The organism is Streptococcus sp. KHUD_014 (assembly GCF_051106275.1).
Lineage (GTDB): Bacteria > Bacillota > Bacilli > Lactobacillales > Streptococcaceae > Streptococcus.
Window position 1 is genome coordinate 467488 of the sequence record NZ_CP193666.1, and the last position, 25248, is coordinate 492735.

The 25248-nt window shown below is 40.4% G+C and carries 22 protein-coding genes and 2 pseudogenes; 9 read left to right on the forward strand and 15 right to left on the reverse strand.

The genetic code is table 11. From position 1 onward, the window contains the following. The 6 genes and pseudogenes from accC (at position 1) to ACORHT_RS02355 (ending at position 5351) form a co-directional block, all read left to right on the forward strand. Positions 1–1368 (forward strand): acetyl-CoA carboxylase biotin carboxylase subunit, encoded by a 1368-nt coding sequence (gene accC / locus ACORHT_RS02330; RefSeq protein ID WP_434350471.1) that lies wholly within the window; start codon positions 1–3, stop codon positions 1366–1368. Between the two features lie 34 nt (positions 1369–1402). Continuing rightward, on the forward strand, positions 1403–2266 hold the full coding sequence (accD, locus tag ACORHT_RS02335) for an acetyl-CoA carboxylase, carboxyltransferase subunit beta (protein WP_414315354.1): 864 nt from the start codon (positions 1403–1405) through the stop codon (positions 2264–2266). Continuing rightward, positions 2266–3033: an acetyl-CoA carboxylase carboxyl transferase subunit alpha gene (locus ACORHT_RS02340; RefSeq protein WP_434350472.1), complete on the forward strand. Its 768-nt coding sequence runs from the start codon at positions 2266–2268 to the stop codon at positions 3031–3033. Before accD ends, ACORHT_RS02340 begins: the two co-directional genes overlap by 1 nt. A 314-nt stretch (positions 3034–3347) precedes the next feature. After that, complete coding sequence (locus ACORHT_RS02345) at positions 3348–3533, forward strand: hypothetical protein (RefSeq protein ID WP_434350473.1); 186 nt, start codon at positions 3348–3350, stop codon at positions 3531–3533. Positions 3534–3552: 19 nt separating this feature from the next. Beyond that, positions 3553–4277: pseudogene (locus tag ACORHT_RS02350) on the forward strand (lysostaphin resistance A-like protein). A 360-nt stretch (positions 4278–4637) separates the two neighbouring features. After that, a complete protein-coding gene (locus ACORHT_RS02355; RefSeq protein WP_434350819.1) occupies positions 4638–5351 on the forward strand; it encodes a lysostaphin resistance A-like protein in 714 nt (237 codons plus the stop codon). A 57-nt stretch (positions 5352–5408) separates the two neighbouring features. Here the strand turns inward: ACORHT_RS02355 and nusB are convergent, their stop codons facing one another. The 7 genes from nusB to gatC all read right to left on the reverse strand — a co-directional run bounded on the left by nusB (position 5409) and on the right by gatC (position 11557). Beyond that, positions 5409–5831 carry a transcription antitermination factor NusB gene (gene nusB / locus ACORHT_RS02360; RefSeq protein WP_049503062.1) on the reverse strand — a complete coding sequence of 141 codons (423 nt, stop codon included), beginning with the start codon at positions 5829–5831 and terminating at the stop codon, positions 5409–5411. After that, positions 5824–6213, reverse strand: a complete 390-nt coding sequence (locus ACORHT_RS02365) for an Asp23/Gls24 family envelope stress response protein (protein ID WP_049503061.1) — start codon at positions 6211–6213, stop codon at positions 5824–5826. Before ACORHT_RS02365 ends, nusB begins: the two co-directional genes overlap by 8 nt. 28 nt (positions 6214–6241) lie before the next feature. Beyond that, the gene (gene efp / locus ACORHT_RS02370) at positions 6242–6802 is read right to left on the reverse strand and encodes an elongation factor P (RefSeq protein ID WP_000568646.1); all 561 of its coding nucleotides are present in this window, start codon (positions 6800–6802) and stop codon (positions 6242–6244) included. 376 nt (positions 6803–7178) lie between these two features. Further along, positions 7179–8174, reverse strand: coding sequence for a 2,3-butanediol dehydrogenase (locus ACORHT_RS02375; protein ID WP_434350820.1), 996 nt, complete (start codon positions 8172–8174; stop codon positions 7179–7181). 172 nt (positions 8175–8346) lie between these two features. Then, positions 8347–9789 (reverse strand): Asp-tRNA(Asn)/Glu-tRNA(Gln) amidotransferase subunit GatB, encoded by a 1443-nt coding sequence (gene gatB, locus ACORHT_RS02380; RefSeq protein ID WP_434350474.1) that lies wholly within the window; start codon positions 9787–9789, stop codon positions 8347–8349. Further along, on the reverse strand, positions 9789–11255 hold the full coding sequence (gene gatA, locus ACORHT_RS02385) for an Asp-tRNA(Asn)/Glu-tRNA(Gln) amidotransferase subunit GatA (RefSeq protein ID WP_434350475.1): 1467 nt from the start codon (positions 11253–11255) through the stop codon (positions 9789–9791). Before gatA ends, gatB begins: the two co-directional genes overlap by 1 nt. Then, entirely contained in the window at positions 11255–11557 is a 303-nt protein-coding gene (gene gatC, locus ACORHT_RS02390; RefSeq protein ID WP_004251926.1) for an Asp-tRNA(Asn)/Glu-tRNA(Gln) amidotransferase subunit GatC, read from the reverse strand. Before gatC ends, gatA begins: the two co-directional genes overlap by 1 nt. A 212-nt stretch (positions 11558–11769) precedes the next feature. Between gatC and ACORHT_RS02395 the strand changes: the two genes are divergently transcribed. The 3 genes and pseudogenes from ACORHT_RS02395 to ACORHT_RS02405 all read left to right on the forward strand — a co-directional run bounded on the left by ACORHT_RS02395 (position 11770) and on the right by ACORHT_RS02405 (position 14836). Next, a complete protein-coding gene (locus ACORHT_RS02395; protein ID WP_434350476.1) occupies positions 11770–12444 on the forward strand; it encodes a YwaF family protein in 675 nt (224 codons plus the stop codon). Between the two features lie 455 nt (positions 12445–12899). Then, a pseudogene (locus tag ACORHT_RS02400) lies at positions 12900–13082 on the forward strand (TIGR02206 family membrane protein); the annotation flags it as partial. A 209-nt stretch (positions 13083–13291) separates the two neighbouring features. After that, the gene (locus ACORHT_RS02405; protein WP_434350477.1) at positions 13292–14836 is read left to right on the forward strand and encodes a peptide chain release factor 3; all 1545 of its coding nucleotides are present in this window, start codon (positions 13292–13294) and stop codon (positions 14834–14836) included. A 427-nt stretch (positions 14837–15263) separates the two neighbouring features. Here the strand turns inward: ACORHT_RS02405 and ACORHT_RS02410 are convergent, their stop codons facing one another. From ACORHT_RS02410 to ACORHT_RS02445, 8 genes are all read right to left on the reverse strand, one after another. Then, positions 15264–16592 (reverse strand): dipeptidase, encoded by a 1329-nt coding sequence (locus ACORHT_RS02410; RefSeq protein ID WP_434350478.1) that lies wholly within the window; start codon positions 16590–16592, stop codon positions 15264–15266. A gap of 17 nt (positions 16593–16609) precedes the next feature. Beyond that, complete coding sequence (locus ACORHT_RS02415; protein ID WP_434350479.1) at positions 16610–18118, reverse strand: YfcC family protein; 1509 nt, start codon at positions 18116–18118, stop codon at positions 16610–16612. Positions 18119–18211: 93 nt separating this feature from the next. After that, positions 18212–19159: a carbamate kinase gene (gene arcC, locus ACORHT_RS02420; protein WP_414270997.1), complete on the reverse strand. Its 948-nt coding sequence runs from the start codon at positions 19157–19159 to the stop codon at positions 18212–18214. A gap of 435 nt (positions 19160–19594) precedes the next feature. Then, positions 19595–20611: an ornithine carbamoyltransferase gene (gene argF / locus ACORHT_RS02425; protein WP_434350480.1), complete on the reverse strand. Its 1017-nt coding sequence runs from the start codon at positions 20609–20611 to the stop codon at positions 19595–19597. A gap of 63 nt (positions 20612–20674) precedes the next feature. After that, positions 20675–21904, reverse strand: a complete 1230-nt coding sequence (gene arcA / locus ACORHT_RS02430; protein WP_434350481.1) for an arginine deiminase — start codon at positions 21902–21904, stop codon at positions 20675–20677. A gap of 354 nt (positions 21905–22258) precedes the next feature. Further along, the gene (locus ACORHT_RS02435) at positions 22259–22951 is read right to left on the reverse strand and encodes a lysostaphin resistance A-like protein (protein WP_434350482.1); all 693 of its coding nucleotides are present in this window, start codon (positions 22949–22951) and stop codon (positions 22259–22261) included. A gap of 60 nt (positions 22952–23011) precedes the next feature. Then, positions 23012–23644, reverse strand: a complete 633-nt coding sequence (locus ACORHT_RS02440) for a hypothetical protein (protein ID WP_434350483.1) — start codon at positions 23642–23644, stop codon at positions 23012–23014. A gap of 163 nt (positions 23645–23807) precedes the next feature. Continuing rightward, positions 23808–25247 (reverse strand): TrkH family potassium uptake protein, encoded by a 1440-nt coding sequence (locus ACORHT_RS02445; RefSeq protein WP_371608144.1) that lies wholly within the window; start codon positions 25245–25247, stop codon positions 23808–23810. Position 25248 lies beyond the last annotated feature (1 nt).

Below are 25248 nucleotides of genomic sequence, written 5' to 3' on the forward strand. Positions count from 1 at the left end.
ATGTTTCGTAAGATTTTAATTGCCAATCGTGGTGAAATTGCTGTTCGTATTATTCGTGCGGCACGAGAATTAGGAATTGCAACAGTCGCTGTCTATTCGACTGCTGACAAGGAAGCTCTCCACACGCTTTTGGCTGATGAGACTATCTGTATCGGCCCTGGGAAGGCTACAGAATCTTATCTGAACATCAATGCTATCCTATCAGCTGCGGTCTTGACTGAAGCTGAAGCTATTCACCCTGGATTTGGTTTTTTAAGTGAAAACTCCAAATTTGCAACTATGTGTGAAGAAGTCGGTATCAAATTTATTGGGCCATCAGCTCGTGTCATGGATGTCATGGGAGATAAAATTAACGCCCGTGCTCAAATGATTAAGGCTAAGGTACCTGTCATTCCAGGATCAGATGGAGAAGTCCATACTGCAGAAGAAGCGCTTGCTGTTGCCGAAAAAATTGGTTATCCAGTTATGCTGAAAGCTTCAGCTGGAGGTGGTGGTAAAGGAATTCGTAAGGTTGAAAAAGCAGAAGATCTTGTATCAGCCTTTGAAACAGCCTCTAGTGAAGCTAAAGCAAACTTTGGAAATGGGGCTATGTACCTCGAGCGTGTGATTTATCCTGCTCGCCACATTGAGGTACAGATTCTTGCTGACCAGATGGGTCATGTTATTCACCTAGGTGAGCGTGACTGTTCGCTTCAACGGAATAACCAAAAAGTTTTAGAAGAAAGTCCTTCAATTGCTATTGGGAAGACACTGCGTAATGAAATTGGTGCTGCAGCAGTCCGTGCAGCGGAGTCTGTTGGTTATGAAAATGCTGGTACTATTGAATTCCTACTAGATGAAGCAACTGGGAAATTCTACTTTATGGAGATGAATACGCGTGTCCAAGTAGAACATCCAGTAACCGAATTTGTTTCTGGTGTGGATATTGTCAAGGAACAAATCCGTATTGCGGCAGGTCAACCTTTGACTCTGAAACAAGAAGATATTGTTCTAAAAGGACATGCTATTGAGTGCCGTATCAACGCAGAAAATCCAGCCTTTAATTTTGCACCAAGTCCTGGTAAGATTACTAATCTTTATCTACCAAGCGGTGGTGTTGGCTTGCGCGTTGATTCTGCAGTTTATCCAGGTTACACTATTCCACCATACTATGATAGTATGATTGCTAAGATTATCGTTCATGGTGAAAATCGTTTTGATGCTCTTATGAAAATGCAACGAGCTCTATATGAACTCGAAATTGAAGGGGTCGTCACCAATGCTGATTTCCAACTGGATCTAATCTCTGATCGGCGAGTGATAGCTGGAGATTACGATACTTCCTTCTTGATGGAAACTTTCTTACCACACTATCAAGAAAAAGAATAATGTAAAAAGACTATGAGACCGAAAAGGGGGATGTATGGCTCTATTTAGTAAAAAAGATAAATATATTCGAATCAATCCCAATCGTTCGACTGTAAATCAACCTCAGATCAAGCCAGAGGTTCCAGATGAACTCTTCTCCCAATGTCCAGGTTGCAAATATACGATTTACCAAAAGGACTTGGGGAGTGAGCGCATATGCCCTCACTGTGGCTATACCTTTCGTATTTCAGCTCAAGAGCGTTTAGCTTTAACCATTGATATGGGTACGTTTTTGGAAATGTTTAAAGGGATTGAGACTCAGGATCCTTTGAATTTTCCAGGCTATCGTAAAAAATTGACTTTGATGCGTGAAAAGACAGGTCTTGATGAGGCTGTTGTAACAGGAACAGCTTTGATTAAGGGAGAGAAGGTTGCTCTTGGCATCATGGATTCAAACTTTATCATGGCATCAATGGGAACAGTTGTTGGTGAAAAAATTACTCGCTTATTTGAATTTGCCACAGATGAGAAATTGCCAGTCGTCTTGTTTACGGCTTCTGGTGGTGCCCGTATGCAAGAAGGAATCATGAGCTTGATGCAGATGGCTAAAATCTCTGCTGCAGTTAAACGCCATTCTAATGCAGGTCTCTTTTATCTGACAATCCTTACGGATCCAACAACTGGAGGTGTTACAGCTTCCTTTGCTATGGAAGGGGATATCATCTTAGCGGAACCTCAAAGTCTTGTTGGTTTTGCTGGACGCCGTGTGATTGAAAATACGGTAAGGGAAGACTTACCAGAGGATTTCCAGAAGGCAGAGTTTCTTCTAGAGCATGGCTTTGTAGATGCAATTGTAAAACGGCGAGAATTGCCAGATATGATTGCTCGATTAGTAAGGTTGCATAAGGGGGATTGTTGATGAATATAGCGAAAATCGTCAGAGAAGCACGTGAACAAACCCGCTTAACTGCCTTGGACTTCGCAACAGGAATTTTTGATGACTTTGTAGAACTACATGGGGATCGCTCATTCAGAGATGATGGTGCTGTTATTGGTGGTATCGGATGGTTGGGAGACCAAGCAGTAACTGTAGTTGGAATCCAAAAAGGTAAAAGTTTACAAGATAATCTTAACCGTAACTTTGGACAACCCCATCCAGAAGGCTATCGCAAGGCCCTCCGTTTGATGAAGCAAGCTGAAAAATTTGGCCGGCCAGTTGTAACTTTTATCAACACTGCGGGAGCCTATCCTGGTGTAGGAGCAGAAGAACGGGGTCAAGGTGAAGCTATTGCCCGTAACCTCTTTGAAATGAGTGATTTAAAAGTTCCCATCATTGCGATTATTATCGGTGAAGGTGGTTCTGGTGGTGCCCTTGCCCTTGCTGTAGCAGACCGTGTTTGGATGCTTGAAAATTCCATCTATGCGGTACTGAGTCCTGAAGGATTTGCTTCTATCTTATGGAAAGATGGAACTCGTGCCATGGAAGCAGCTGAGTTGATGAAAATCACCTCGTATGAGTTGTTGGATATGCAAGTTGTAGATAAGGTCATTTCTGAAGTTGGTCTTTCAAGCAAAGATTTAATCAAGCAAGTGAAGGAACAACTCCAAGCAGAACTTGATGAACTTGGTAAACTGCCACTAGAACAGCTCATTGAGGAACGTTACCAACGCTTTAGAAAATATTAAAAAGAAAGAGAGTGGGACAGAAATCGGTAATTCGTTAGAATTCGATTTCGTCGTCCCACCTCCGCACAGTTGAGTAGGGCTGTAAAAGCTGATGAAATCAGCGTAGTAGAGCCCACTCAACCACTGCGTCTTGCTCGAAAATCCAAAGATAATTGAGAGGCCAGGACTTTTGTCCCAGCCTCTTTTTGGATTCTATAAAAAAGACATTTCAGGATTAAAAATTAACAGTTGAGGAAATGGAACTGAGAGTCATGAAAAAGATGTATATTATAGATGTAAGCTTACAAAAATTTATTTTTAAGGAGGTACTTGAAATGACAGGTACAGATACATTTACAGTTCTTTCAATGGAGGACTTAGAACAAGCTTCAGGCGGTAGAATGACTTGGCTGGTTGATGATTGGATTTGGACTTCACCTAACTCTTATAGTTTAGCAGGTGATTGGATTACGATATCTTCAAATATGGAGAAATATCGTTACGGTCTTCATTCTTGGTAATTAACTTAAAGGAGTGAGTATGAAAAAACTAGGGCATTTGGGAGTTTTTGTCTTACTAGTATTTCTATCGGTTTATCTACCAGAGTTAGGGATTATGCATCTGACTAAGTTTTTAGGATGGGGGATAGATGGCTATTCTATCTTTTTAACAGTTGAAGTAACAGCTCTTTTGCTATTATTTATCTACTGGCTCAAAAAGAAAGAGATGCTCTATATTTTTGAAAATAAGGGTTCAAAGAAGTCAAGATTTTTTTACCTTGTAGTTGGTTTAGTGGCTACTTATTTTGATCGTCAATTGGTGGATACTTTTCAGTTACAGTTTCATCATCTAATTGATAACAAGTATATCTTTCAAGACCTTCTTTCGGTCCTATACTCCAATAGGCAACCAACTTTTCTATCAACTGTTCTCAGTTTTAGTTTAACAGTAGTCGTCGGACCTATATTGGAGGAACTGATTCATAGAGGGTACTTTATGAATACTTTTTCCCCCAGTCCAAGTACTATCTGGATGTTATCCTATCTGCTCTTATCTTTGGACTTTGTCATTTGATCCTAACTCACCGAGATCCTATCAGTTTGATCATTTATAGTTTAGGCGGTCTCTTCTATGCCCTGGTTTACCGTTGGACAAAGAACCTGAAAATTACAATCCTATGCCATAGTTTTTTCAACTTTCTCATTTATGCAAAGCCCATCTGGATTTTTGTTTATAATTATGTCTATTATCATTTTTTAAGATAGTAGTAATAAGAAAAGTGTTTGGCAGAAGTCAAGCACTCTTTTGATTCTTCCCCAAAGAAAGTTAGCTCTCTCTTTTAAGTGATTAAGAGATGCTTCAACAGTAAGGTATACATTTCGGGATTAAGAATTGACAGTTGAGGAAATAGATGTAAGTGTGATCAAAAAAGATGTATATTATATAATAAGAAATGATAATCTGATGGACTAGTCACTAGGCTAGGAAGAAAGAATGAAAAATTTCAGATGCCCTATTCTACTACTTTAAAAGCGTTATTGAGGTATAGTAGTAAATTGGAGAGTTGACTAGTCATTGAGAAGATCTGTAGATTTGGTAATTTTGTTGATTAGAAAGAAGTAATGATGAAAAAACTAAGACAATTTGGAATGTTTTTGCTGATTAGTTTCCTATCTACCTATTTACCACAAACAATTGCTTTGTATGTGACGATCATTTTAGGTCTAGGTATAGATAGCTATTCTATTATTTTAACAATGGAGTTAGTGCTGAGTCTCTTTCTTTTAGTTTGGTGGTTACAAAGGAAAAAGATGCTCTTTATCTTTGAAAAAAAGAGTTGGAACTGGTCAACGATATTTTACTTGCTTGCATGCTATGTGGTGAATCAAGTTTTAGGTCGCTTTTGGGAACGCTATGCTCATTTGATTGATTACAAGAATATTCATGATTACCTTTATACAATGGTGCTTTCTAATGGACGACCAACTTTTTTATCGACTGTTCTTGGTTTTATCTTAGCAGTCTTTATTGGTCCTATTCTGGAAGAGACGCTTGATCGTGGGTATTTTATGAATACCTTTTTTCCCCAGTCCAAGTATTATCTGGATGTTATCTTCTCAGCTCTTATATTTGGATTCAGTCATTTGATACTATCTCATCGAGATCCGATTAGTTTATTATATTTTAGTTTTTTCGGTCTCTTTTTCGCTATTGTCTATCGTTATACATCTAATCTACGATTGACCATTCTTTGTCATTGTTTGTTCAACTTTTTCAACCACGCTAAACCTATTTGGATTTTTGTTTATAATTTTATCTATTATCGGTTTTTTAGATAGTGCTAGTAATAAGAAAATAAAAAAGTGTTTGACTCAAATCAAACACTTTTTTTATACTTAATCTTCTTCTGTCACAAATTGACTGAGGAGTCCGTTGATAAAACGGGCTGATTTTTGATCTGAAAAGCTTTTAGCAAGCTCAATGGCTTCGTTAACAGCTACGAGTTGAGGAGTGTCAAATGAAGTAATTTCAAAAACTCCTAGGCGTAGTAAATTCTTTTCTACCAAAGTCAGACGATCGATGGTCCAACCAGTTTTCAAATGTTGAGTGATTTGTTTATCCAGATCATCCTTTTTAGCTTGGACACCAGAAACGAGCTCCACAAGGAAGTTAGGAAGTTGCACATCTGTATCTTCGCGATCATGTGTGTAGGCGAAGCGACAAGCAGTTTCTAGATCTGAACCAAATTCAAGACTCATCAAAGCTTGGAAAGCACATTTACGTAGCTCACGTCTTGATTCTAATAATGGACTAGTCATTGAGGAAGTCCTCGTCGAATAAGTCTTTCAATTCTGGTTTTGGTGTTTTATCTGGAACGATACCTGCAACGTGAATGTTGACAGCAGAGATTTCAACATCAGCCATATTGCGGACAGCATCCTTAACAGCTTTCTGGATAGCCATAGCAACCTTAGGAACTTTGACACCGTACTCTAGGTAGAGATAGATATCAGCTGTGAGCTCATCGTTTGCTTCTTTTAGATATACGCCACGACCAAGAGAAAGTTTTGAAAGGGTGTCAGATACTGATTTGTTTGAAAAAGAGTGTACGCCTTCAACTTTCGCAGTTGCAATAGCAATGATTTTTTCAAGTACACGTGGGGCGATGACGATTTCGCCAAGTTGTTCTTCAATTCCCATAGAATGACCTCTTTCTAGTTTCTAGAGATTAGGCGCGAGAAACGTAAGTTCCTTCTGCAGTGTTGATAATCAATTTTTGACCTGCTTCAATGAAGTCTGGAACGTTCACGACAAGACCAGTTTCCATTGTTGCTGGTTTACCAGAACCGGTAACAGTAGCACCTTTGATAGATGGTTGTGTTTCAGCAACTGTCAATTCAACAGTAGTTGGTACAGTCACACCGATTACTTCAGTTCCGTAGAATTGGATTTTTACATCTGAGTTTTCAAGGATGTAAAGCAATTCGTTTTCAACATTCACAACAGGAATTTCGTATTGGTCGTACGTTTCTGTGTTCATGAAGTAAGCTGTGTCGTCCATTTTGTACAAGTATTGAGCTGGAACTGTTTCAATGATCGCTTGCTCAAATTTTTCTTCTGGGCGGTAGCTTGTTTCAAAAGTTGAACCAGTACGGACATCACGCAATTTCATACGCATGATAGTGTTTCCTTTACCTGGTTTGTGGTGGCTAGCTTCCAAAACGCGGATCAATTTTCCTTCTGCTGTTTCAAAGGTCATACCAGCCTTTAGTTTACTTGCTTCAATCATGTTTTTACCTCTTTTATAAATATTATTACTCTTCATTTTACCATAAAATCTTCTGGAAATAAAGCCAAAATAGTTATTGGGAGATGGTAGAGGAGAAAAAGAATATTGCCTAGTCAGGTGGAGGGGTTAATGTTAAAGAGTATCCACTATATTTCTTCTTATACTCAATGGAAATCAAAGAGCAAACTAGGAAGCAAGCCGCAGGCTGCTCAAAACACTGTTTTGAGGTTGTGGATAGAACTGACGAAGTTAGTAACCATATATACGGTAATGTGACGCTGACGTGGTTTGAAGAGATTTTCGAAGAGTATTATATTTCAAAAGGCCGAAGTAAGCTTACTCCGACCTGTTAGTATTGTCTTAAAAAGATTGATTTTTATTCTGGTTCTACCAAAATTTTAATTTGTGACTTATCTTGAGTTAATTCGATAAAGCCTTCTTCGACGATATTTTCCAATTTAATTTTCTTAGTAACTAATTTTTCAGCAGAGAAGTAGCCTTGTTCCATCAATTCTAATACTTTAGGGAAGATATGACGATAAGCAATGATTCCTTTTAGTGTCTTTTCTTGGATTGCAAATTCATTCGGATTAATATTTGCTTCTCGTTCCCAGATAGAGACCACCATGCACTCACCTGCTTTATGTACGGCAGCTAAGGCTTGTCCTAAAACTACTGGCACACCCGTTACTTCATAAGAAACATCTACCCCACCGTTTGTTAAACGATGAATAGCTTCAACAGCTGTTTCACCTTCTTTCGGACGGACAACGATAGCTCCTAACTCTTCAGCTTTTGCTTGACGTTCAGGTGATAGTTCAACAGCATAAATCTTAGAAGCACCCGCTGCACGAAGGGCTTCTACAATTAAGAGACCAATCGGACCTAAGCCAAAGACAGCAGCAGTATCACCAGTTTTTAGTGCTGATTGACGAACTGCATAAACTGCAACAGCAGCTGGCTCAGTGAGAGCAGCTTGCTCATAGCTTAAGCTATCTGGAATGACATGTACTAAGTCACCGTCTAAAACACAATATTTGGCAAATCCACCGTCTGCAGCCAAACCGACAAAATTAAGGTTTGGATCCAAATTATAATTACCAACTAAGTTATTCTTAGCTAGAATTGGTTCTACAGCAACACGATCACCAACTTTAACACGAGTAACATCGCTTCCGACTTCTACAATTTCACCAGAAAATTCATGTCCCAGTGTTACTGGTGCTTTTTGACCAGAATAGACATGTTCTTCTGTTGGGATGAAGATAGGGCCATCTAAAAATTCGTGGAGGTCAGTACCACAAATTCCTGTGAATTTAACAGCAACTTTTACTTGGTGCGGAAGTACCTCAGGGACTTCTACTTCTTGAATACGAACATCTTTTGCTGCATGCTAGCGAGCTGCTTTCATTGTAGCCATATGAATAACTCCTTATTGTTGCGATTTTTAGTTTTCCTTTTAGGAAACTTCACATGTAATATTGTAAACGCTTTCCTTGTATTTATCAAGAAAAACCAACCTCAGGGCTGGTTTCTTTTACATATTAATCTTCTTTCAACTTCGCCAATTCTTGCGCAAGGAGTTTAAGGGCAACCTGTGGATTGGCTTGGCCTTTGGTTGCTTTCATGAGGAATCCTGTGAAGGATTTGTCAGCGTTACGTTTACCTGACTTGAAGTCGGCAACTGCAGCTTCGTTATCTGCAAAGACTTGGTGGATGATTGGAATCAAGACATCAGGATCTGAGATTTGAACCATACCTGCTTTCTCCACGTATTCACGCGCGCCACCGCCATTTTTAGCTAGGTGGACAAAGACTTTCTTGGCGATCTTAGAAGAAATAGTACCGTCTTCGATGATGGCGATCATTTCTACCAAGTTTTCTGGAGTTAATTCGATTTGTTCCAGTGTCTTACCTTCGGCATTCAAGAACTGAGCGACTTCACCTTGGAGCCAGTTAGAGACTTGTTTGGCATCACCACCGAGGGCAACAGCTTTCTCAAAGAAGTCAGAAGTGACTTTATTAGCAGTCAACTGACTAGCATCGTAGTCTGATAAACCAAGGTCAGATACGTAGCGAGCACGACGTTCTTTCGGAAACTCTGGCAACTCTGTACGCATTTCTTCAATCCACTCATCAGAGATTTCAAAGAGTGGTAGGTCTGGTTCTGGGAAGTAGCGGTAGTCTGCAGCACCTTCCTTGACACGCATGAGGATGGTTGCTTTGTTGGCTTCATCGTAACGGCGTGTTTCTTGGCGGATTTGACCACCTGAGCGAAGGATTTCAGCCTGACGTTGGACTTCGTATTCAAGACCCTTACGCACGTTTGAGAAGGAGTTGAGGTTCTTCAATTCAGTCTTGGTACCGAATTTCTCTTGACCATAAGGACGAAGCGAGATGTTGGCATCCACGCGCATCGAACCTTCCTCCATCTTAACGTCAGAAATGCCAGCGTATTGGATAACTTCCTTGAGGGCTGTTAGATAAGCATAAGCTTCTTCTGGTGAACGCATGTCTGCTTCAGATACAATCTCAATCAAAGGCACCCCTTGACGGTTGAGGTCAACATAAGAGTAACCATCTGTACCATGGGTGTTTTTACCGGCGTCTTCTTCCAAGTGAGCACGTTCGATACCGATTTTCTTAGTCGTACCATCTTCTAGCTCCACTTCAATCCAGCCGTTGTAACCGATTGGCTCATCAAACTGAGAAATTTGGTAGGCTTTAGGATTATCAGGGTAGAAGTAGTTCTTGCGGTCAAAGTGCATCTTCTTATGGATGTCCATGTTAAGAGCGAGTGCAGCCTTGATACCAGCATCGACAACACCTTTATTGAGAACTGGTAGTACGCCTGGGAAAGACCAGTCAATCACGTTAGTGTTGGCATTTTGGTCATTCCCAAAGTGGGCAGAAGTAGGTGAGAAGATTTTTGAATTGGTGTTGAGCTCTACGTGGACTTCAAGTCCAATGACTGTTTCAAAGTTCATTAGTTATCACCTCCAAAAATCACGGGTTGTTGTTTGTGGTAGTCTGTTGTTGCTTCAAAAGCAGCAGCAGCTTGGTAGATAGTCTCTTCTGAGTATTTAGGACCAATCAATTGGAGCCCGACAGGTAAACCTTGGGCAAATCCTGCAGGAATTGAAATTCCTGGAAGTCCAGCCAAGTTGACTGGGATGGTCAAGAGGTCAGCCAAGTACATGGCAACTGGATCGTGATTGAGTGAATCCAAATCAAAGGCCACGCTTGGAGCTGTTGGACCAAGGATGAGATCGTAATCTGCAAAGACTTTTTCAAAATCTTGGATGATGAGGGTACGAACTTGACCAGCCTTCTTGTAGTAGGCATCGTAATAACCTGATGAAAGGCTGAAAGTTCCAAGCATGATACGACGTTTCACTTCATCACCAAATCCTTGGCTGCGAGTATTAACGTAAATCTCGTCCAGGTTTTTAGCGTCTTCAGCACGGAAACCATAGCGGATACCGTCAAAACGTTGTAAGTTTGATGAAGCTTCTGATGAAGCGATGATGTAGTAGACTGCCACACCGTATTTAGAGTGAGGCAGGCTGACTTCTTCGACGATAGCGCCCAATTTTTCAAAGTGTTTGACTGCATTTAGAATGGTTTCCTTAACCTCTGGGTCAATCCCTTCACCAAGATATTCTTTAGGCAAAGCGATTTTCATGCCCTTGATGTCTTGACCGATTTTTGAAGTAAAGTCGGCAATGCGGACAGGAGCAGAAGTAGAGTCTTTGGCATCTTCGCTGGCAATAGCATTGAGCAAGAGGGCATTTTCCTTAACAGTTGGTGCAAAAGGTCCAATCTGGTCTAATGAGCTACCAAAGGCAATGAGACCGAAACGAGAAACCGTTCCGTAGGTTGGTTTGAGACCAACAATTCCGTTGAAGGCAGCAGGTTGGCGGATAGAACCACCAGTATCAGAACCAAGTGATAAACGGACTTGTCCAGAAGCTACTGCTGCAGCTGAACCACTTGATGATCCACCAGGAACCTTGCTGTGATCCCAAGCGTTTTTAGTCGCACCGTAGTGAGAAGTCTCACCTGATCCACCCATGGCAAACTCGTCCATGTTAGTCTTTCCAACAACGATCATGCCCTTAGATTTTGCATTGGCAACAGCTGTCGCATCAAAGATTGGCTCGTAGTTATAGAGCATTTTTGAGGCTGCAGTTGTTAAGAGACCGTCTGTAGAGATATTATCCTTAACAGCTAGCGGAATTCCTGAAAGGATATTGTCAGCGTCGATTCCAGTTTCGTCAATAGCTTTAGCTTGCGCAAGAGCTTGATATTCAGCAATTGTAACAAAAGAATTGAGGGCTTCCTCACGAGATTTGATATCTTCAAGCGTTGCTTGTGTTAGTTCTGTTGCAGAAATTTCCTTAGAAACAAGGAGGTTGTGCAACTCTTCAATGGTTTTATGATTAAAAGTCATTAGGCATCTCCTCCGTCGTCTAGGATAGCTGGCACCTTGATATAGTAGTTATCTTTTTCAGGTACATTTTTAAATAAGCGATCACGGTCAGTTCCTTCTTCGGCTACGTCTGGGCGAAGAACGGTCTTACGATCTGCCATGGTAGTCGTTGGTTCAACACCAGTAGTGTCGACTTCGCCGAGTAATTCGACCATATCAACAATCTTAGACAAGGTTGTTGCAAACTCAGCAGTTTCTTCTTCTGAGAATTTTAATTTTGAAAGATTGGCAACATGAGTTACCTCTTCTTGCGTAATTTTCATCTGGTATCCTTTCGTGAAATGATGATTATTTATCTGTTCTATTTTACCATATTTTCCTATAAATAAGGTGAGCTAAGCTAAAAAGAAACAGAAATTGAAAAATGGTTTTTAATTCGATATAATGGTTGAAATTAGAGGAAAGACTAACAGTCGTTTTAAGTTGGCAAGTAAGATTGATGATTGACAAAATTAAAACACATTAGGGGTGAAACATGATAATTTGGGATTTACTTTTTACCAGTAAAAAAACAGTCCCTCCTCATTTGGGAGCCTGGTACTTCTTATTACCCACTTCTTTGGTAATCATAGCTGTTTTATCGATTCGTTTCGCATCATCTAAAGGTTACAGAAACTTTTGGTATTGGGGACAATTGATTCAATTGCTGATTATCAACGCTTGGTATATTGCTGCACGTCTGCCCCTATCTGATTCCCTCCCTTTTTACCATAGTCGCATGGCTATGTGGATGATTCTTTTTGCTCCTAACAAGACCTTTTTCAAACAATATTTTGCCCTGGTTGGAGTATTTGGTTCTATTATGGCTTTAGTTTATCCAGTCTTCTATCCTTTTCCTTTTCCGCATGTTTCCTCGGTTAACAATGTTTTCGGCCACTGGGCCCTCTTAGCAAACTGCTTGATTTATCTTGTCAGATACTATCAAGTTGAAAATAGGGATATTTGGAAGATTTGCCAGATGACCTTTGGCATCAATGCTATCATTTTTCTAGCCAACCTCTTGACAGGAGGAAATTATGGCTTTATGAGCAACCCCCCTGTGATTGGGGATCATGGTAGTTTGCTTAACTATTTGATAGTAACCAGTTTGATGACAGGTATTCTCGTCCTTATCAATCAACTCGTCAAATATAAACATAAGAATAGTTAATATACAACTGAATTCGTTACCTTAAGGAGACTTTATGCATCATTTTTTTACAACTGAATCGACTGCACCACCTGCTATATTGTTCCTTCTTTTATCTCAAAAGATACACTCAAAGTTAATAAAAAAGCCCTTGCGGACTTTTCTTATTTTAATTTCTTATAATTATCAAAAGCCATAGACATCATTGCCCATATAAAAACACCTAATAATCCATATCCATATAAAGGCAAAGAAGCGATGATGAATGGCGACAATAATATCTGTCCAATCGTATTCCCGAAATTCGTACAAACACAGTAAATACCAAAACAGATATATATTACAAAAGTTAGTGTCCAAAATAGACACCGTCTGAGGTTTTGTTTTACCATCTTCAACCCACTCACCTCCTACCCCTTATTATATGCCTATCGAGATTTTTTGTAAAGCCTTTTCATCATACTAATCAGGATAAAGTCAACCAAGTCACAGGTGGAAATTACGGGCTTTTGAATACCACGCCTTTTATCCCAGATGCCCCTATATGGATCAAGTATCTTCTGGTTTCAATCATTCTTTCTTCAACCTTAGTGCTCTTTGATATCTTGTTTAAGAAACGCTGGCAAAAGAAAATTGCTCTAGAAAAAATTAAATTTTGAAGAGATTGTAACTAGCGATACAAAATAAATATTGAATAAAAGAATCTTATAAGCAGGCCAAGTATCTTGACCTGCTTTTTCTTGTGTAAGCAATTGAAAAACTCTCTAAAATCCGATATAATGGAGTGTTGAAAGGAATGTTAGAGTCCGATGTAACAAAGAACGATTATAAATTGAAATTATTAAAAAAGTAGAAAGAAAGAGAACTTATGAACATTCAAGAAGAAATTAAGAAACGCCGTACTTTTGCTATCATCTCTCACCCGGACGCGGGGAAGACAACCATTACTGAGCAATTGCTCTACTTTGGGGGCGAGATTCGTGAGGCAGGTACTGTAAAAGGGAAGAAAACAGGAAACTTTGCTAAGTCAGACTGGATGGATATCGAGAAACAACGTGGGATTTCGGTAACATCATCTGTTATGCAGTTTGACTATGATGGCAAGCGCGTGAATATCCTAGATACACCAGGGCACGAGGACTTTTCAGAAGATACTTATCGTACCTTGATGGCGGTGGATGCTGCGGTCATGGTAGTGGACTCTGCCAAGGGTATTGAGGCCCAAACCAAGAAATTATTTGAGGTTGTCAAACACCGCGGGATTCCAGTCTTTACCTTTATGAACAAGTTAGACCGTGACGGTCGTGAGCCACTGGATCTCTTGCAAGAATTGGAAGAAGTTCTAGGTATTGCGAGCTACCCGATGAACTGGCCAATCGGGATGGGGAAAGCCTTTGAAGGCTTGTATGACCTCTATAACCAACGCTTGGAACTTTACAAAGGGGATGAACGCTTTGCTAGTCTGGAAGATGGGGACAAGCTATTTGCTAGCAACCCATTCTACGAGCAAGTCAAGGATGACATCGAACTCTTGCAAGAAGCTGGAAATGAATTCTCAGAAGAAGCCATCCTTGCGGGTGAATTGACTCCGGTATTCTTTGGATCAGCCTTGACTAATTTTGGGGTGCAGACCTTCCTTGAAACCTTCCTCAAGTTTGCTCCAGAACCTCATGGACACAAGAAAACAGACGGAGAACTTGTTGATCCTTATGACAAAGACTTCTCAGGATTTGTCTTTAAAATTCAAGCCAACATGGACCCTCGTCACCGTGACCGTATCGCCTTTGTCCGAATCGTATCGGGTGAATTCGAGCGTGGTATGAGTGTTAATCTCCCTCGTACTGGTAAGGGAGCTAAGCTGTCAAATGTTACTCAGTTTATGGCAGAAAGTCGTGAGAATGTCACTAATGCCGTAGCTGGAGATATCATCGGGGTTTACGATACCGGTACTTATCAGGTTGGAGATACGCTAACTGTTGGGAAAAATAAGTTTGAGTTTGAACCACTACCAACCTTTACTCCTGAGATTTTCATGAAGGTTTCGCCTAAGAACGTTATGAAACAAAAATCCTTCCACAAGGGAATGGAACAGTTGGTACAAGAAGGAGCCGTCCAGCTTTATAAGAATTACCAAACAGGTGAGTACATGCTAGGTGCTGTTGGACAACTCCAGTTTGAAGTCTTTAAGCACCGTATGGAAGGTGAATATAACGCGGAAGTTGTCATGACTCCAATGGGTAAAAAGACAGTTCGTTGGATTAAACCTGAAGATTTAGATGAACGGATGTCTTCAAGTCGTAATATCTTGGCCAAGGACCGCTTTGATCAACCTGTCTTCCTCTTCGAAAATGACTTTGCCCTCCGCTGGTTTGCAGATAAGTATCCAGACGTAGAGTTAGAGGAAAAAATGTAGATCGCCAAAGTTACTTGATTGTGTAACAATCTAAGTAACTAACGCCAAGTTTCTATGGAACTTGGCTAGGCGCTCCACTAGTAAAGTTTTATGAATATTATCGATTCGTAAAACTTTACGTCGCAACAGAAAGGAAGCGAACTAGCTACCTGCTTTACTAACTCATCGACGAAAAATAATCGTTTTCGCCTCTTCGTGTCGTAACATTTAGAAGTGGTCTAGCTGACTGTCTCACTAACTTCGTTTGGCAAATAGAATCGATTTGCCAAACTCCGTGTCGTAGTGAAAAAGAGTATCTGAGTTTGTAACTTACCTTAAAACTATTGCAAAAAGCCAAGAAAATCCCTTCCTTGGCTTTTGTTGTAGCTTGCTATTTAGAATTTTCCTAAAACTCCGCCCCAATGTGGGACGGAGTTTAGGAGGTCTTTTAGGTCGCTAATCGGTAAACAGCTTCAGCATAGATATCCATAGCATGATAGAGATCATCTAAGATAGCATATTCATTTGCTTGGTGTTCTGTTTGCTCTCTTCCTGGGAAGAGGGCGCCAAAAGCGACACAGTTTGGCATCGTACGTGCAAAGGTTGCACCACCAGACGATAGAGCGGGACTCTTGTCACCAGTTTTTTCTTCATAAACCTGCATGAGAGTAGTGACGAGTGTGCTATCTCTTGCAACGTAAAGTGGTGCCAGGTAGTCAAATTCATGGTAGCTAAGTTGGTAAGCTTTTGCGCACTCTATCAGCTGATTAACCAGGGCATCCTTGTCTGCAAGGACTGGGATTCGAATATCAATTCGAATTTCAGAACTTTCGGGAGTAATGGTTAAGGCAGCCACATTAAAGGATAAGTGTCCAGAAGGCTGGTCGCTGATATCACCAAAGATTCCTTTTCCTTGACCATCTTGACCAACTTCTTTGGCAAGAAATGTAAGTGCAGGATGGGATTGAATGGAATCAAGGACGGTGGCTAGTCGAATGACTGCATTAATCCCTTGGCTAGCATCTTTGGCATGCTTAGATACTCCTAGAACAGTAAGGTTCTGATCATTTTGTTGATAATCGTAGCCAGCAGCTATTAGGCCTGCCTTGATTTGATCCATAAGTGGTCCTTGATAAGTTGCCTTATCAGGAACGACATTGAAAGCTCCGCCTACATCTAAGGCGAGTTGTTTTGATCCAGGTCCATGAAGTTTGACCTGAAGGAGTCCTTTTTCTGCATAGGTTAATGGGAATGATGAGTCAGGAGCAAATCCCATGCTGGCTTGTTCTTCAATGGCATTATATCTTGCCATACAACGCCAAAGCGTTTCTTCATCAGTACCAAATATGAACCGAACCCGTTTTTTGAATTGAATTCCTTGGTCAAGCAGGCTTTTGACTGCGTAAAGGGCTGCAAGAGATGGCCCTTTATCATCCTGGGCTCCCCGACCATAAATCCGCCCATCTCTGATACTAGCTTCAAATGGAGGAGTTTCCCAGTCTGTCAAATCGCCTGCAGGAACTACATCTAGGTGGCAGAGGATGGCAAGGAGATCCCCCTCACCAACTTCTGCATACCCATAATATCCTTGAGGATCAAGGTAGGTTTTAAAACCAAGTTCTTGACATAAGTCCAGCGTTTTTTTCAGGACATCTTGAATTGCTTGACCAAAGGGAGTGCCATTTTCACCTTCATTGAGAACAGAAGGATAAGAGATGATTGTTTTCAAACTTTGAAGAAAATCCTCTTTGATTGATTCTGTAATATAGGATTTCATCCGTATTTCCCTCTTTATTATAAGAATGGCACAAAGGTACCTAAGATAAGAAGTAGAATACTTGCAACGACAATGACGATGACAAGTTTTCCGACAAATTTCCACCAAGTTCCAAGGCTGACACGACCAAGAGCAAGAGCACCCATAACAATACCTGAAGTAGGAGTCACAAGGTTAAGGACACCAGATGCAGATTGGTAGGCAGTGACGATAAGGCTTGCTTTAACATTAACGAACTCTCCAAGAGGAGCCATGATACCCATAGTTGCACTAGCAAGACCAGATGAAGAAGGAATGAGGAAGGACATAGGTAGGTAGAAGATATAGGTCAATACGATGAAGATTTGAGGAGAAAGACCTTGAAGGCCAATTTCACCCCAGTGTAGGATGGTTGCAGTGATCATACCATCGTTCATGATAACTTGGATACCACGAGCAACCGCACAAATCAAGGCTACTGAAAGCAAATCTGCAGCACCATTTAGGAAGGTTGAGACAATCTTGCTTTCTTTGAGACCATAGACAACACCGATCAAAATCCCCATAACGGCAAAGAGCATAGCGCCTTCTGGGAAGTACCAGCTACCAAAAGGTAGAGCAGATGAACCGATAACTCCTCCAATTACAGGAAGTCCGATTAACCAATTCTTGAAGTCTTCAAATACAGTAACATGCAAATCAACCCAAGGGATGAAACTTGCAATCATAATGATAAAGGTTAATACAAATAAAGCGAGGACATGTTTTTGTTTCTTGCTCAAGGTAGATGGTGCATCATCGTTTTCTGAAACATTAAAGTGTTTGATATCTTCTTCGCGTTGAGCGTAAACGAGTGATTTAGTAGGATCTTTTTGAATCTTTTCTGCATAACGATAGACAAAGTAAGTGCTGATACCTGTCATTACAAACCAGAAGATAACACGGAGAATAACCCCATCCATAGAAGAGATTCCCGCAGTATCAGAGGCGATAACAGTAGCAAATGGATTCAATGTAGATGCCAAACAACCAACTTGGGAACCTAGTAAGATGATGGCTACGGCAGTGATACTGTCAAAACCAACTGCCATCATTACAGGGACAAGAAGGGGATAGAAGGCCATGGTTTCTTCCCCCATACCATAGGTAGTTCCTCCAAGTGCGAAGAGGGGCATGAGGATGAGAATCAACATTTTTTCGCGGCCCTTGTATTTTTTAACGATGGAGGCAATCCCTACATCGAGTGTACCAGTAGCGTTTACGACACCAAGGAAACCTCCGACCATAAGGATAAAGAAGGCAACGTCGATTGCTGCGCTAGTTGGTTCGTGACCGAGCATGGCACGAATTGGTGCCATAAAGACATCGTAAATCCCTTGAGGATTAGAGTCAACAGTTTGATAGGTACCCGCGATGAGGTTACCTGCTTCATTGGTATCATACTTACCTGCAGGGATGACCCAGGTCAAGAATGCCATAATGGCAATGATGATGATCAAAACAGTGTATGATGAAGGCATTTGAAACCTTTTTTTATTTTCACTCATTTGTTTTTCCTCCTAAACTATGTCACACAGTATAAAAACGAATGATGGTGGCAAGAGTGCTGACTAAACTTTCTTGTAAGGTATCACTAAGAGCTAATCTTTAACGATGATTGTTCCGCTATCAGATTCAATCAAGGCTCCCAAATTGCTGAGGGAAGTGATGACGGCTTTTCCTGCTGGACGATTGGTTACAAAATCAATGGCAGCTTGGATTTTTGGTAGCATACTACCAGGAGCAAATTGCCCCTCTTGGATGTATTCTTGGAGTTGGCTAACAGTTACCTGCTCCAATTTTTCTTGATTTGGTTTGTTATAGTTGACATAAGCATAATCTACGCCAGTCAAAACGATGAAGAGATCGGCTTCAACCAGTTCTGCCAAGCGTTGAGATGCAAAGTCCTTATCGATAACGGCTTCTACCCCTGATAGGTAACCGTTTTCATTTTCGATTACAGGAATACCTCCACCGCCTGCAGCGATAACAACTTGACCTGCGTTTAGCAATGCTCGGATACTATCGATTTCTTTGATGTGAATAGGTTTTGGCGAAGCAACGACCTTACGCCAACCGCGACCCGCATCCTCTTTGAAGGTGGCTCCAGTTCTTTCGCTTTCTGCTTTGGCATCTTCTTCTGAGTAGAAAGGACCGATTGGTTTGCTTGGGTTAAGAAATGCTGGATCATCTTTGTCCACGACTACTTGCGTTACAACAGACGCAACAGGTTTTTCCAATTTCAAATCAAGCAAAGCATTATCTAAAGCATTTTGGAGCCAAAAACCGATACTACCTTCAGTCATGGCTACGAGTGAGTCTAGAGGGAAGGCTGGATTTTTTTCGGAATCGGCTGCTAGATGTTGCAGAAGCAAGTTACCGACTTGCGGTCCATTTCCGTGTGTGATGATGAGTTCATCACCATTTTGGATTAGTTTTACCAGATGGCGAGCTGTTTCAGCTAGAGCTGCTTCTTGGGCTTGAGCAGATGGATCGGTAGAGAGAATAGCATTCCCTCCAAGAGCGACAACGATTTTACGATGTGACATGAGCGCTCCTTTCTTTGAGATGGGCTAAAACCAAGATTTGGTTAAATGATTGGATTTGGTAGTTGAGAAAGAAGGCTTTCTACAAACGAGCAGAGTTGGAATTCTAGACATATAAATAACTGGGGAGGCAGTTAATTTTTTGTTATGAGGTTTGGGTTGAATGTTAAGCTAGTAGCTTGAATGTGACTGTTTTCAAATTCCAACTCAGTTCTCGTTTCTACTACAAAAAGGGACTGGACTAAAACACTAGTCTCAGCCCCTAAGCTGTTTGTTAATACTCTTCGAAAATCAAATTCAAACCACGTCAGCTTCGCCTTGCCGTATATTTGTTACTGACTTCGTCAGTTCTATCCACAACCTCAAAACGGTGTTTTGAGCAACCTGCGGCTCGCTTCCTAGTTTGCTCTTTGATTTTCATTGAGTATAAAGTTAGTATTACACTTTAGGAATATAGAGATTTCCTAGTGTAGCGGCCATGACGGCTTTGATAGTGTGCATACGGTTTTCTGCTTGGTCGAATTGACGAGCGTACTTGCTGCGGAAGACTTCATCTGTTACTTCCATTTCTTCTACACCGAATTTTTCAGCAACGTCTTTACCATAAACAGTGTGAGTATCGTGGAAGGCTGGCAAGCAATGTAGGAAGATCAAGTTTTCATTATTTGCTTTCTTAACGAGGTCCATATTGACTTGGTAAGGTTTAAGCATAGCTACGCGTTCTGCGAATTTATCTTCTTCACCCATAGATACCCAAACGTCGGTGTAAAGAACATCTGCGCCTTTAACTGCTTCATCAGCATCTTCAGTGATGAGCACATGAGCGCCACTTTCTTTAGCAAATCCTTCAGCCAATTCAACGATTTCTTTTTCTGGGAAGAGTTCTTTTGGTGAGAAGATGTGGACATTGACACCAAGGATAGCTCCTGTTACAAGAAGACTGTTAGCAACGTTGTTACGTCCATCGCCACAGTAAACTAAGGTCAAACCTTCAAGGCGTCCGAAGTTTTCTTGTACTGTCAAATAGTCAGCGAGCATTTGAGTTGGGTGCCATTCGTCAGTTAGACCATTCCATACTGGAACACCTGAGAATTCAGCCAATTCTTCAACCATACGTTGGCTGAAGCCACGGAACTCGATACCATCGAACATACGTCCCAAAACTTTTGCTGTATCTTCAGTAGATTCTTTCTTACCTAGTTGGATATCATTGGCACCTAAATATTCTGGATGTGCTCCAAGATCGATTGCAGCAGTTGTGAAGGCTGCGCGTGTACGGGTAGAAGTTTTTTCAAATAAAAGAGCAATATTTTTACCTGCTAGGTAGTGGTGCTCAATGTTGCGTTTTTTGAGGTCTTTCAAATGAGCAGAAAGGCCAATCAAATATTCGAGCTCTGCACGGGTAAAGTCTTTTTCAGCAAGAAAACTTCTTCCTTGAAATACTGAATGTGTCATTCTATAAATCCTTTTCTAACAAGCTTTAATTCTGTTAACAAGCGCTAAACAGAGAGGGAGGGGTTAAATGTCTTCGCGTTCAAATGGCATAGACATACAACGAGGTCCACCACGGCCCCGAACCAATTCACTTCCGCGAATCTTAATCAAGCGAAGTCCGTATTCTTCCAAAATCTTATTGGTCACGGTATTGCGGGCATAAACAACTACCACACCAGGTGCGATGGTCAAGGTGTTAGATCCGTCATTCCATTGTTCACGAGCAGCTGCTACGATATTGCCGCCACCGCAACGGATCAAATGAACTTTTTCTATGCCAAGGTTTTGAGCAAGAAGTTCAGCCAAATCACCTTTTTCTTCAACAATCTTGAGTTTTTCATCTTCATAAGTAACAGAGTAAACGCGAAGGTCACCTTCGATTTCAGGGTGAATAGTGAACTTGTCATAGTCTACCATGGTGAATACAGTATCCAAGTGCATGAATTTACGGTTGTTAGCAAATTCGAATGCTAAAACTTTCTTGAAGCCAACATTTTTCTTGAAGATGTTAACCAAGAGTTTTTCAATAGAAGCTGCATCTGTACGTTGAGAGATACCTACTGCAAGAACGTCTTTAGAAAGAACTAACTCATCTCCACCTTCGATACGTGTATCTTCTTCACGGTTGTAAACCAATTCAACTTTTCCACCATAGATTGGATGGTGTTTGAAAATGTATTTACCATAAAGAGTTTCACGGTTACGAGTATCTGCATACATGTGGTTGAGGGATACGGCATTACCGATTGTAGCAAATGGGTCGCGAGTGAAGTAGAGGTTTGGCATTGGGTCAATAGCAAATGGATAGTCTGACTCAACCAAGTCAGTTAAACCTTTTGCTTCTTCAGGAATTTCTGGCAATTCAGCTTTTTGAACACCAGCCATCGTTTTTTCAACCAATTCTTGGTTGTCTGTAATGCCTTGAAGCAACTCACGAATAGCAGCCTTGGTTTGACGACCACGGATGTTGGCTTCGTTTAAATATTCCTCGATAAATTGATCGCGGATCTCTGGGGAAGTCAATGATTCAGCAGCCAGCTGCTCTAGGTAGAGAACTTCGATTCCTTCATCACGAAGAGCTTGGGCAAATGCATCATGTTCTCTTTGAGCATCTTCCAAGAAAGGAATATCATCAAAAAGAAGCCTTTCAAGATAGTCCGGCAACAAGTTTTCCAACTCCCTGCCTGGACGGTGCAACATAACTTTTTTCAGTTTTCCAATTTCTGAGAAAACATGAATTGGATGTGAAGACATGTGGATCCTCCTTTTTTCATGTGTGTACCAAACTGTTTTGGTATCGCTTACATTTTAATATTAACACAATTTAATATGCTTTTCAAGGAAAATGATAAAGCCTAAAAGTCCTAGAAAAGGCTATTTTAAGGGATTTCTTACATTTTTTTATAAGATTATTCATAGACATGTATGTTAATTTAACTTATTTTTATATTCTATAAATTTAATGCATAAAAATATTTTTAAATTTTTTAAAAAAATTTTTTAGAGAAGCTAGATAGAGGCAAATTTTATAAGCTCTAGGAAAATAGAAACAAAAATTCCCTTTGATTATTATGCAAAAAATCAAAGGGAATTGGATATTAGTTCTGTTTAGATACCAACATTTTTGAGAAGAATGGTTACAAGAGCAAGCAAGATGAAACTGATGCTATTGAGTACCATATGAACTAAGATGGATAACTCTAGACGTCGTGTACGATAAGCAGTCCAAGTGAGGACAGCAGACATCCAGCCATAAATCAAGAAGGAAGGGAGATTAGAAGGTCTGTGTGCAAGGAGGAAGATCAACCAACCAATAACATAGCCAAACTTTTCGTAGCCTTGGAAGAGTTTGGTAGGAATAATCCCGCGACAGATGATTTCTTCACAAATAGGTGCGATTAAAACGATGAGGAAGAAACTGCTAATCAGAGAGCTTTCGGAAATAAGGTTGTTAATTACTTGCTGATTAGAAGTTGTTGTTTGTTTTATGAGTTGTAACCAGATGCCACCTACAAGATTTCCAACAAAGATTGTCAAATAACTCAAAACAATACGAGGAAGATCATTAATCGTTAAGAGTTTAGGCTTAAATACTAGTAACTTGCTCTTATGGGCTCCGTATAAAAAGATAGCGATCACAAGAATCGAAATAAGAGCTACGATAAGTGATGACCATATAGGATCAATCTGACTTATTGCTAGCAGAGCTAGAGTTTGCATTGGGATTTGAGAGAGAAAGATAGCTACTAACAAAATCCCAAACCACGCGAGTCGTTTACGAAAATCTTTAAAAAAGTTCATTGATATGTCTCCTAAAATTTTTATCTAATTATAACACAATTGCTGAGAGGATTCTATTTGTTACCATAAGAGGAAAGTACAGACGACAAATAGAATATCCCGAATCAAATGACCGTAGAATGATACCTCCTGTCTCAAATTTTTTGGGAATAAAAAACTGAGAAATAGAGCACCAAGGCCAATATAAAAAGCAATCGATAAAATGGTGATTGGATTACGTAGGAAGATTAAAATAGAAATGATGATGAAGGAAAATCTCACTTCCTTGCTACTGGAATCTTTTTGTAACCTTCTCCATTTTTTCAAGGGGAGAAAGGTAACGAGATCAACTCCAAAGAGAAAAAAGAAGGAGGGAAGGATGAGTTCTACAGCTTCTTTTTGAAGTAAGTTAACAGTGACGATACTCTCTGACAGAACAAGTCCAACACCACAGAGGTTGACCACAATCATCATACTATAAAATAAAAAGATAAAGCGACTCCTATCAATCAGTCTATCTCTTTTCAGGTTGTGACTAGACAAATAATGCATAAAGGCACAAGACCCAGATAAGCCCAATAAAGCCAGTAGAAAATAAAAACAGGATTGTTTGAGGGCCAGAGAGGTTCCAGACCAAAAGATACAACTACAAAGTGCCAGTTGGATTAAGGCAAAGAATAAGAGTAGTCGAATTGATTTCATGACTTTTTCCATAAAGTATCCCCTATATTTTTTTCTTATTATAGCTAAAAAATAGGAGAGAAAAATCCTTAAATTCCCAATTGTCGATTTTTAGAGCTGTCTTGTCTTTTGAGCCCTAAAAATCCCCCTTCAAGGGTTTCTTGAAGAGGGGAGATAGGGTGTACAGTTGATTGTTCTAACGTTTAGACCAGGTTCGCTTCATAAAGAGTAGTATGATTGGATAGATTTCAAGACGTCCTGCAATCATAGCAAAGGATAGTAGAAGTTTTGAAAATGGACTAAAAATTGAGAAACTTGCAGTTGTTCCTAAAATAGGACCGATATTGTTAAAACAACTGAAAACAGCACTCGTAACAACCATTAAATTATTGGTATCTAAACTGACGATGAAAATCAAACTGAGTAAAATCATGATATAAACCACAAAGTACTTCAGAATCTTGTGCTGGGTATCCTTATCAATAACCGTTTGATTAACCTGAAGGGTTAACACACGGTGAGGTGATATGGTAGACAAGACTTGATTTTTAGCAATTTTAGATAGGATGACTCCGCGAATAACCTTGAGACCACCTGCAGTGGAGCCGGCAGAACCACCAATTGCCATCAGCATTAGCAAGATGTATTGAGAGAACAAAGGCCAGTTCGTGATATCCCCATATCCAAAACCGGTAGTGGTAATGATGTTAGATACTTGGAAGAAGGCCATCTCAAAGCTTTGTGAAACTCCGCTATAGAGGTGGAGTGTGTTAAGCGTGATTAAGCCAGTTGATATGGCTACAATCAAGAGATAGGCTCGGAGTTCTTCATCAAAAAAGAATTCCTTAATACGACGGAGCATGAGATAGTAGTAGAGGTTGAAATTGACACCAAACATCAAAACCCCGATACTTGTCAGATAGGTAATGAGAGAACTGTGATAGTGGGCAATACCGTCGTTATAGACAGTGAAACCTCCAGTTCCAGCGGTTCCCATAGCAATAACAAAACTATCGTAGAGTGGCATCCCAGCAAGGTAATAAATAACCACAAAGAGGGCGAACATAGCCAGGTAGAGGATGTAGAGGATCTGAGCTGTGTTTTTAAGCCTAGATACCACTTTACCAAATACTGGGCCAGGAACCTCTGCCTTCATAACTTCTAAGTGGCTATTTTTAGCGTTGTCCATAATCGCTAAAGCAAACACCAGCACCCCCATCCCTCCGATGAGATGGGTAAAGCTACGCCAGAATAGAAGAGAACGGCTTAAGACAGAAACATCGTTGAGGATAGTTGCTCCTGTCGTTGTAAAGCCAGAACTAATCTCAAAGAAGGCATCTATGAGATTGGGGATTTGTCCAGAAAAGACAAAAGGAAGAGCTCCAAAGAAAGACCAGAGGATCCAACATAGAGCAACAATCAAGACCCCTTCTTTTGCATAGATACGTTGTTTTTTAGGCTTGCTAATGATACCGAGAACTCCTAGAACTACAAGTATACCAATAGTAGAAAAAAGAGCTGTGAAAACTTGGCTAGATTCTCGATAATAGAGAGCAACACTAACAGGAACTAAGAGTAGTACAGCTTCTATCAAGAGCAATTTTGCGAGAAGAAAGCGAATCATACTTCTATTCATA

What these genes read in the sequence shown, in the direction of transcription:
- ACORHT_RS02345 (WP_434350473.1), top strand. Translation starts at nt 3,348, where the DNA reads ATGACAGGTACAGATACATTTACAGTTCTTTCAATGGAGGACTTAGAA.
- nusB (WP_049503062.1), bottom strand. Translation starts at nt 5,831, where the DNA reads ATGACTAGTCCATTATTAGAATCAAGACGTGAGCTACGTAAATGTGCT.
- ACORHT_RS02355 (WP_434350819.1), top strand. Translation starts at nt 4,638, where the DNA reads ATGAAAAAACTAAGACAATTTGGAATGTTTTTGCTGATTAGTTTCCTA.
- argF (WP_434350480.1), bottom strand. Translation starts at nt 20,611, where the DNA reads ATGACACATTCAGTATTTCAAGGAAGAAGTTTTCTTGCTGAAAAAGAC.
- ACORHT_RS02445 (WP_371608144.1), bottom strand. Translation starts at nt 25,247, where the DNA reads ATGAATAGAAGTATGATTCGCTTTCTTCTCGCAAAATTGCTCTTGATA.
- arcA (WP_434350481.1), bottom strand. Translation starts at nt 21,904, where the DNA reads ATGTCTTCACATCCAATTCATGTTTTCTCAGAAATTGGAAAACTGAAA.
- arcC (WP_414270997.1), bottom strand. Translation starts at nt 19,159, where the DNA reads ATGTCACATCGTAAAATCGTTGTCGCTCTTGGAGGGAATGCTATTCTC.
- ACORHT_RS02435 (WP_434350482.1), bottom strand. Translation starts at nt 22,951, where the DNA reads ATGAACTTTTTTAAAGATTTTCGTAAACGACTCGCGTGGTTTGGGATT.
- accD (WP_414315354.1), top strand. Translation starts at nt 1,403, where the DNA reads ATGGCTCTATTTAGTAAAAAAGATAAATATATTCGAATCAATCCCAAT.
- gatA (WP_434350475.1), bottom strand. Translation starts at nt 11,255, where the DNA reads ATGACTTTTAATCATAAAACCATTGAAGAGTTGCACAACCTCCTTGTT.
- ACORHT_RS02365 (WP_049503061.1), bottom strand. Translation starts at nt 6,213, where the DNA reads ATGGGAATTGAAGAACAACTTGGCGAAATCGTCATCGCCCCACGTGTA.
- efp (WP_000568646.1), bottom strand. Translation starts at nt 6,802, where the DNA reads ATGATTGAAGCAAGTAAACTAAAGGCTGGTATGACCTTTGAAACAGCA.
- gatC (WP_004251926.1), bottom strand. Translation starts at nt 11,557, where the DNA reads ATGAAAATTACGCAAGAAGAGGTAACTCATGTTGCCAATCTTTCAAAA.
- ACORHT_RS02410 (WP_434350478.1), bottom strand. Translation starts at nt 16,592, where the DNA reads ATGAAATCCTATATTACAGAATCAATCAAAGAGGATTTTCTTCAAAGT.
- ACORHT_RS02340 (WP_434350472.1), top strand. Translation starts at nt 2,266, where the DNA reads ATGAATATAGCGAAAATCGTCAGAGAAGCACGTGAACAAACCCGCTTA.
- accC (WP_434350471.1), top strand. Translation starts at nt 1, where the DNA reads ATGTTTCGTAAGATTTTAATTGCCAATCGTGGTGAAATTGCTGTTCGT.
- ACORHT_RS02440 (WP_434350483.1), bottom strand. Translation starts at nt 23,644, where the DNA reads ATGGAAAAAGTCATGAAATCAATTCGACTACTCTTATTCTTTGCCTTA.
- ACORHT_RS02395 (WP_434350476.1), top strand. Translation starts at nt 11,770, where the DNA reads ATGATAATTTGGGATTTACTTTTTACCAGTAAAAAAACAGTCCCTCCT.
- ACORHT_RS02405 (WP_434350477.1), top strand. Translation starts at nt 13,292, where the DNA reads ATGAACATTCAAGAAGAAATTAAGAAACGCCGTACTTTTGCTATCATC.
- gatB (WP_434350474.1), bottom strand. Translation starts at nt 9,789, where the DNA reads ATGAACTTTGAAACAGTCATTGGACTTGAAGTCCACGTAGAGCTCAAC.
- ACORHT_RS02415 (WP_434350479.1), bottom strand. Translation starts at nt 18,118, where the DNA reads ATGAGTGAAAATAAAAAAAGGTTTCAAATGCCTTCATCATACACTGTT.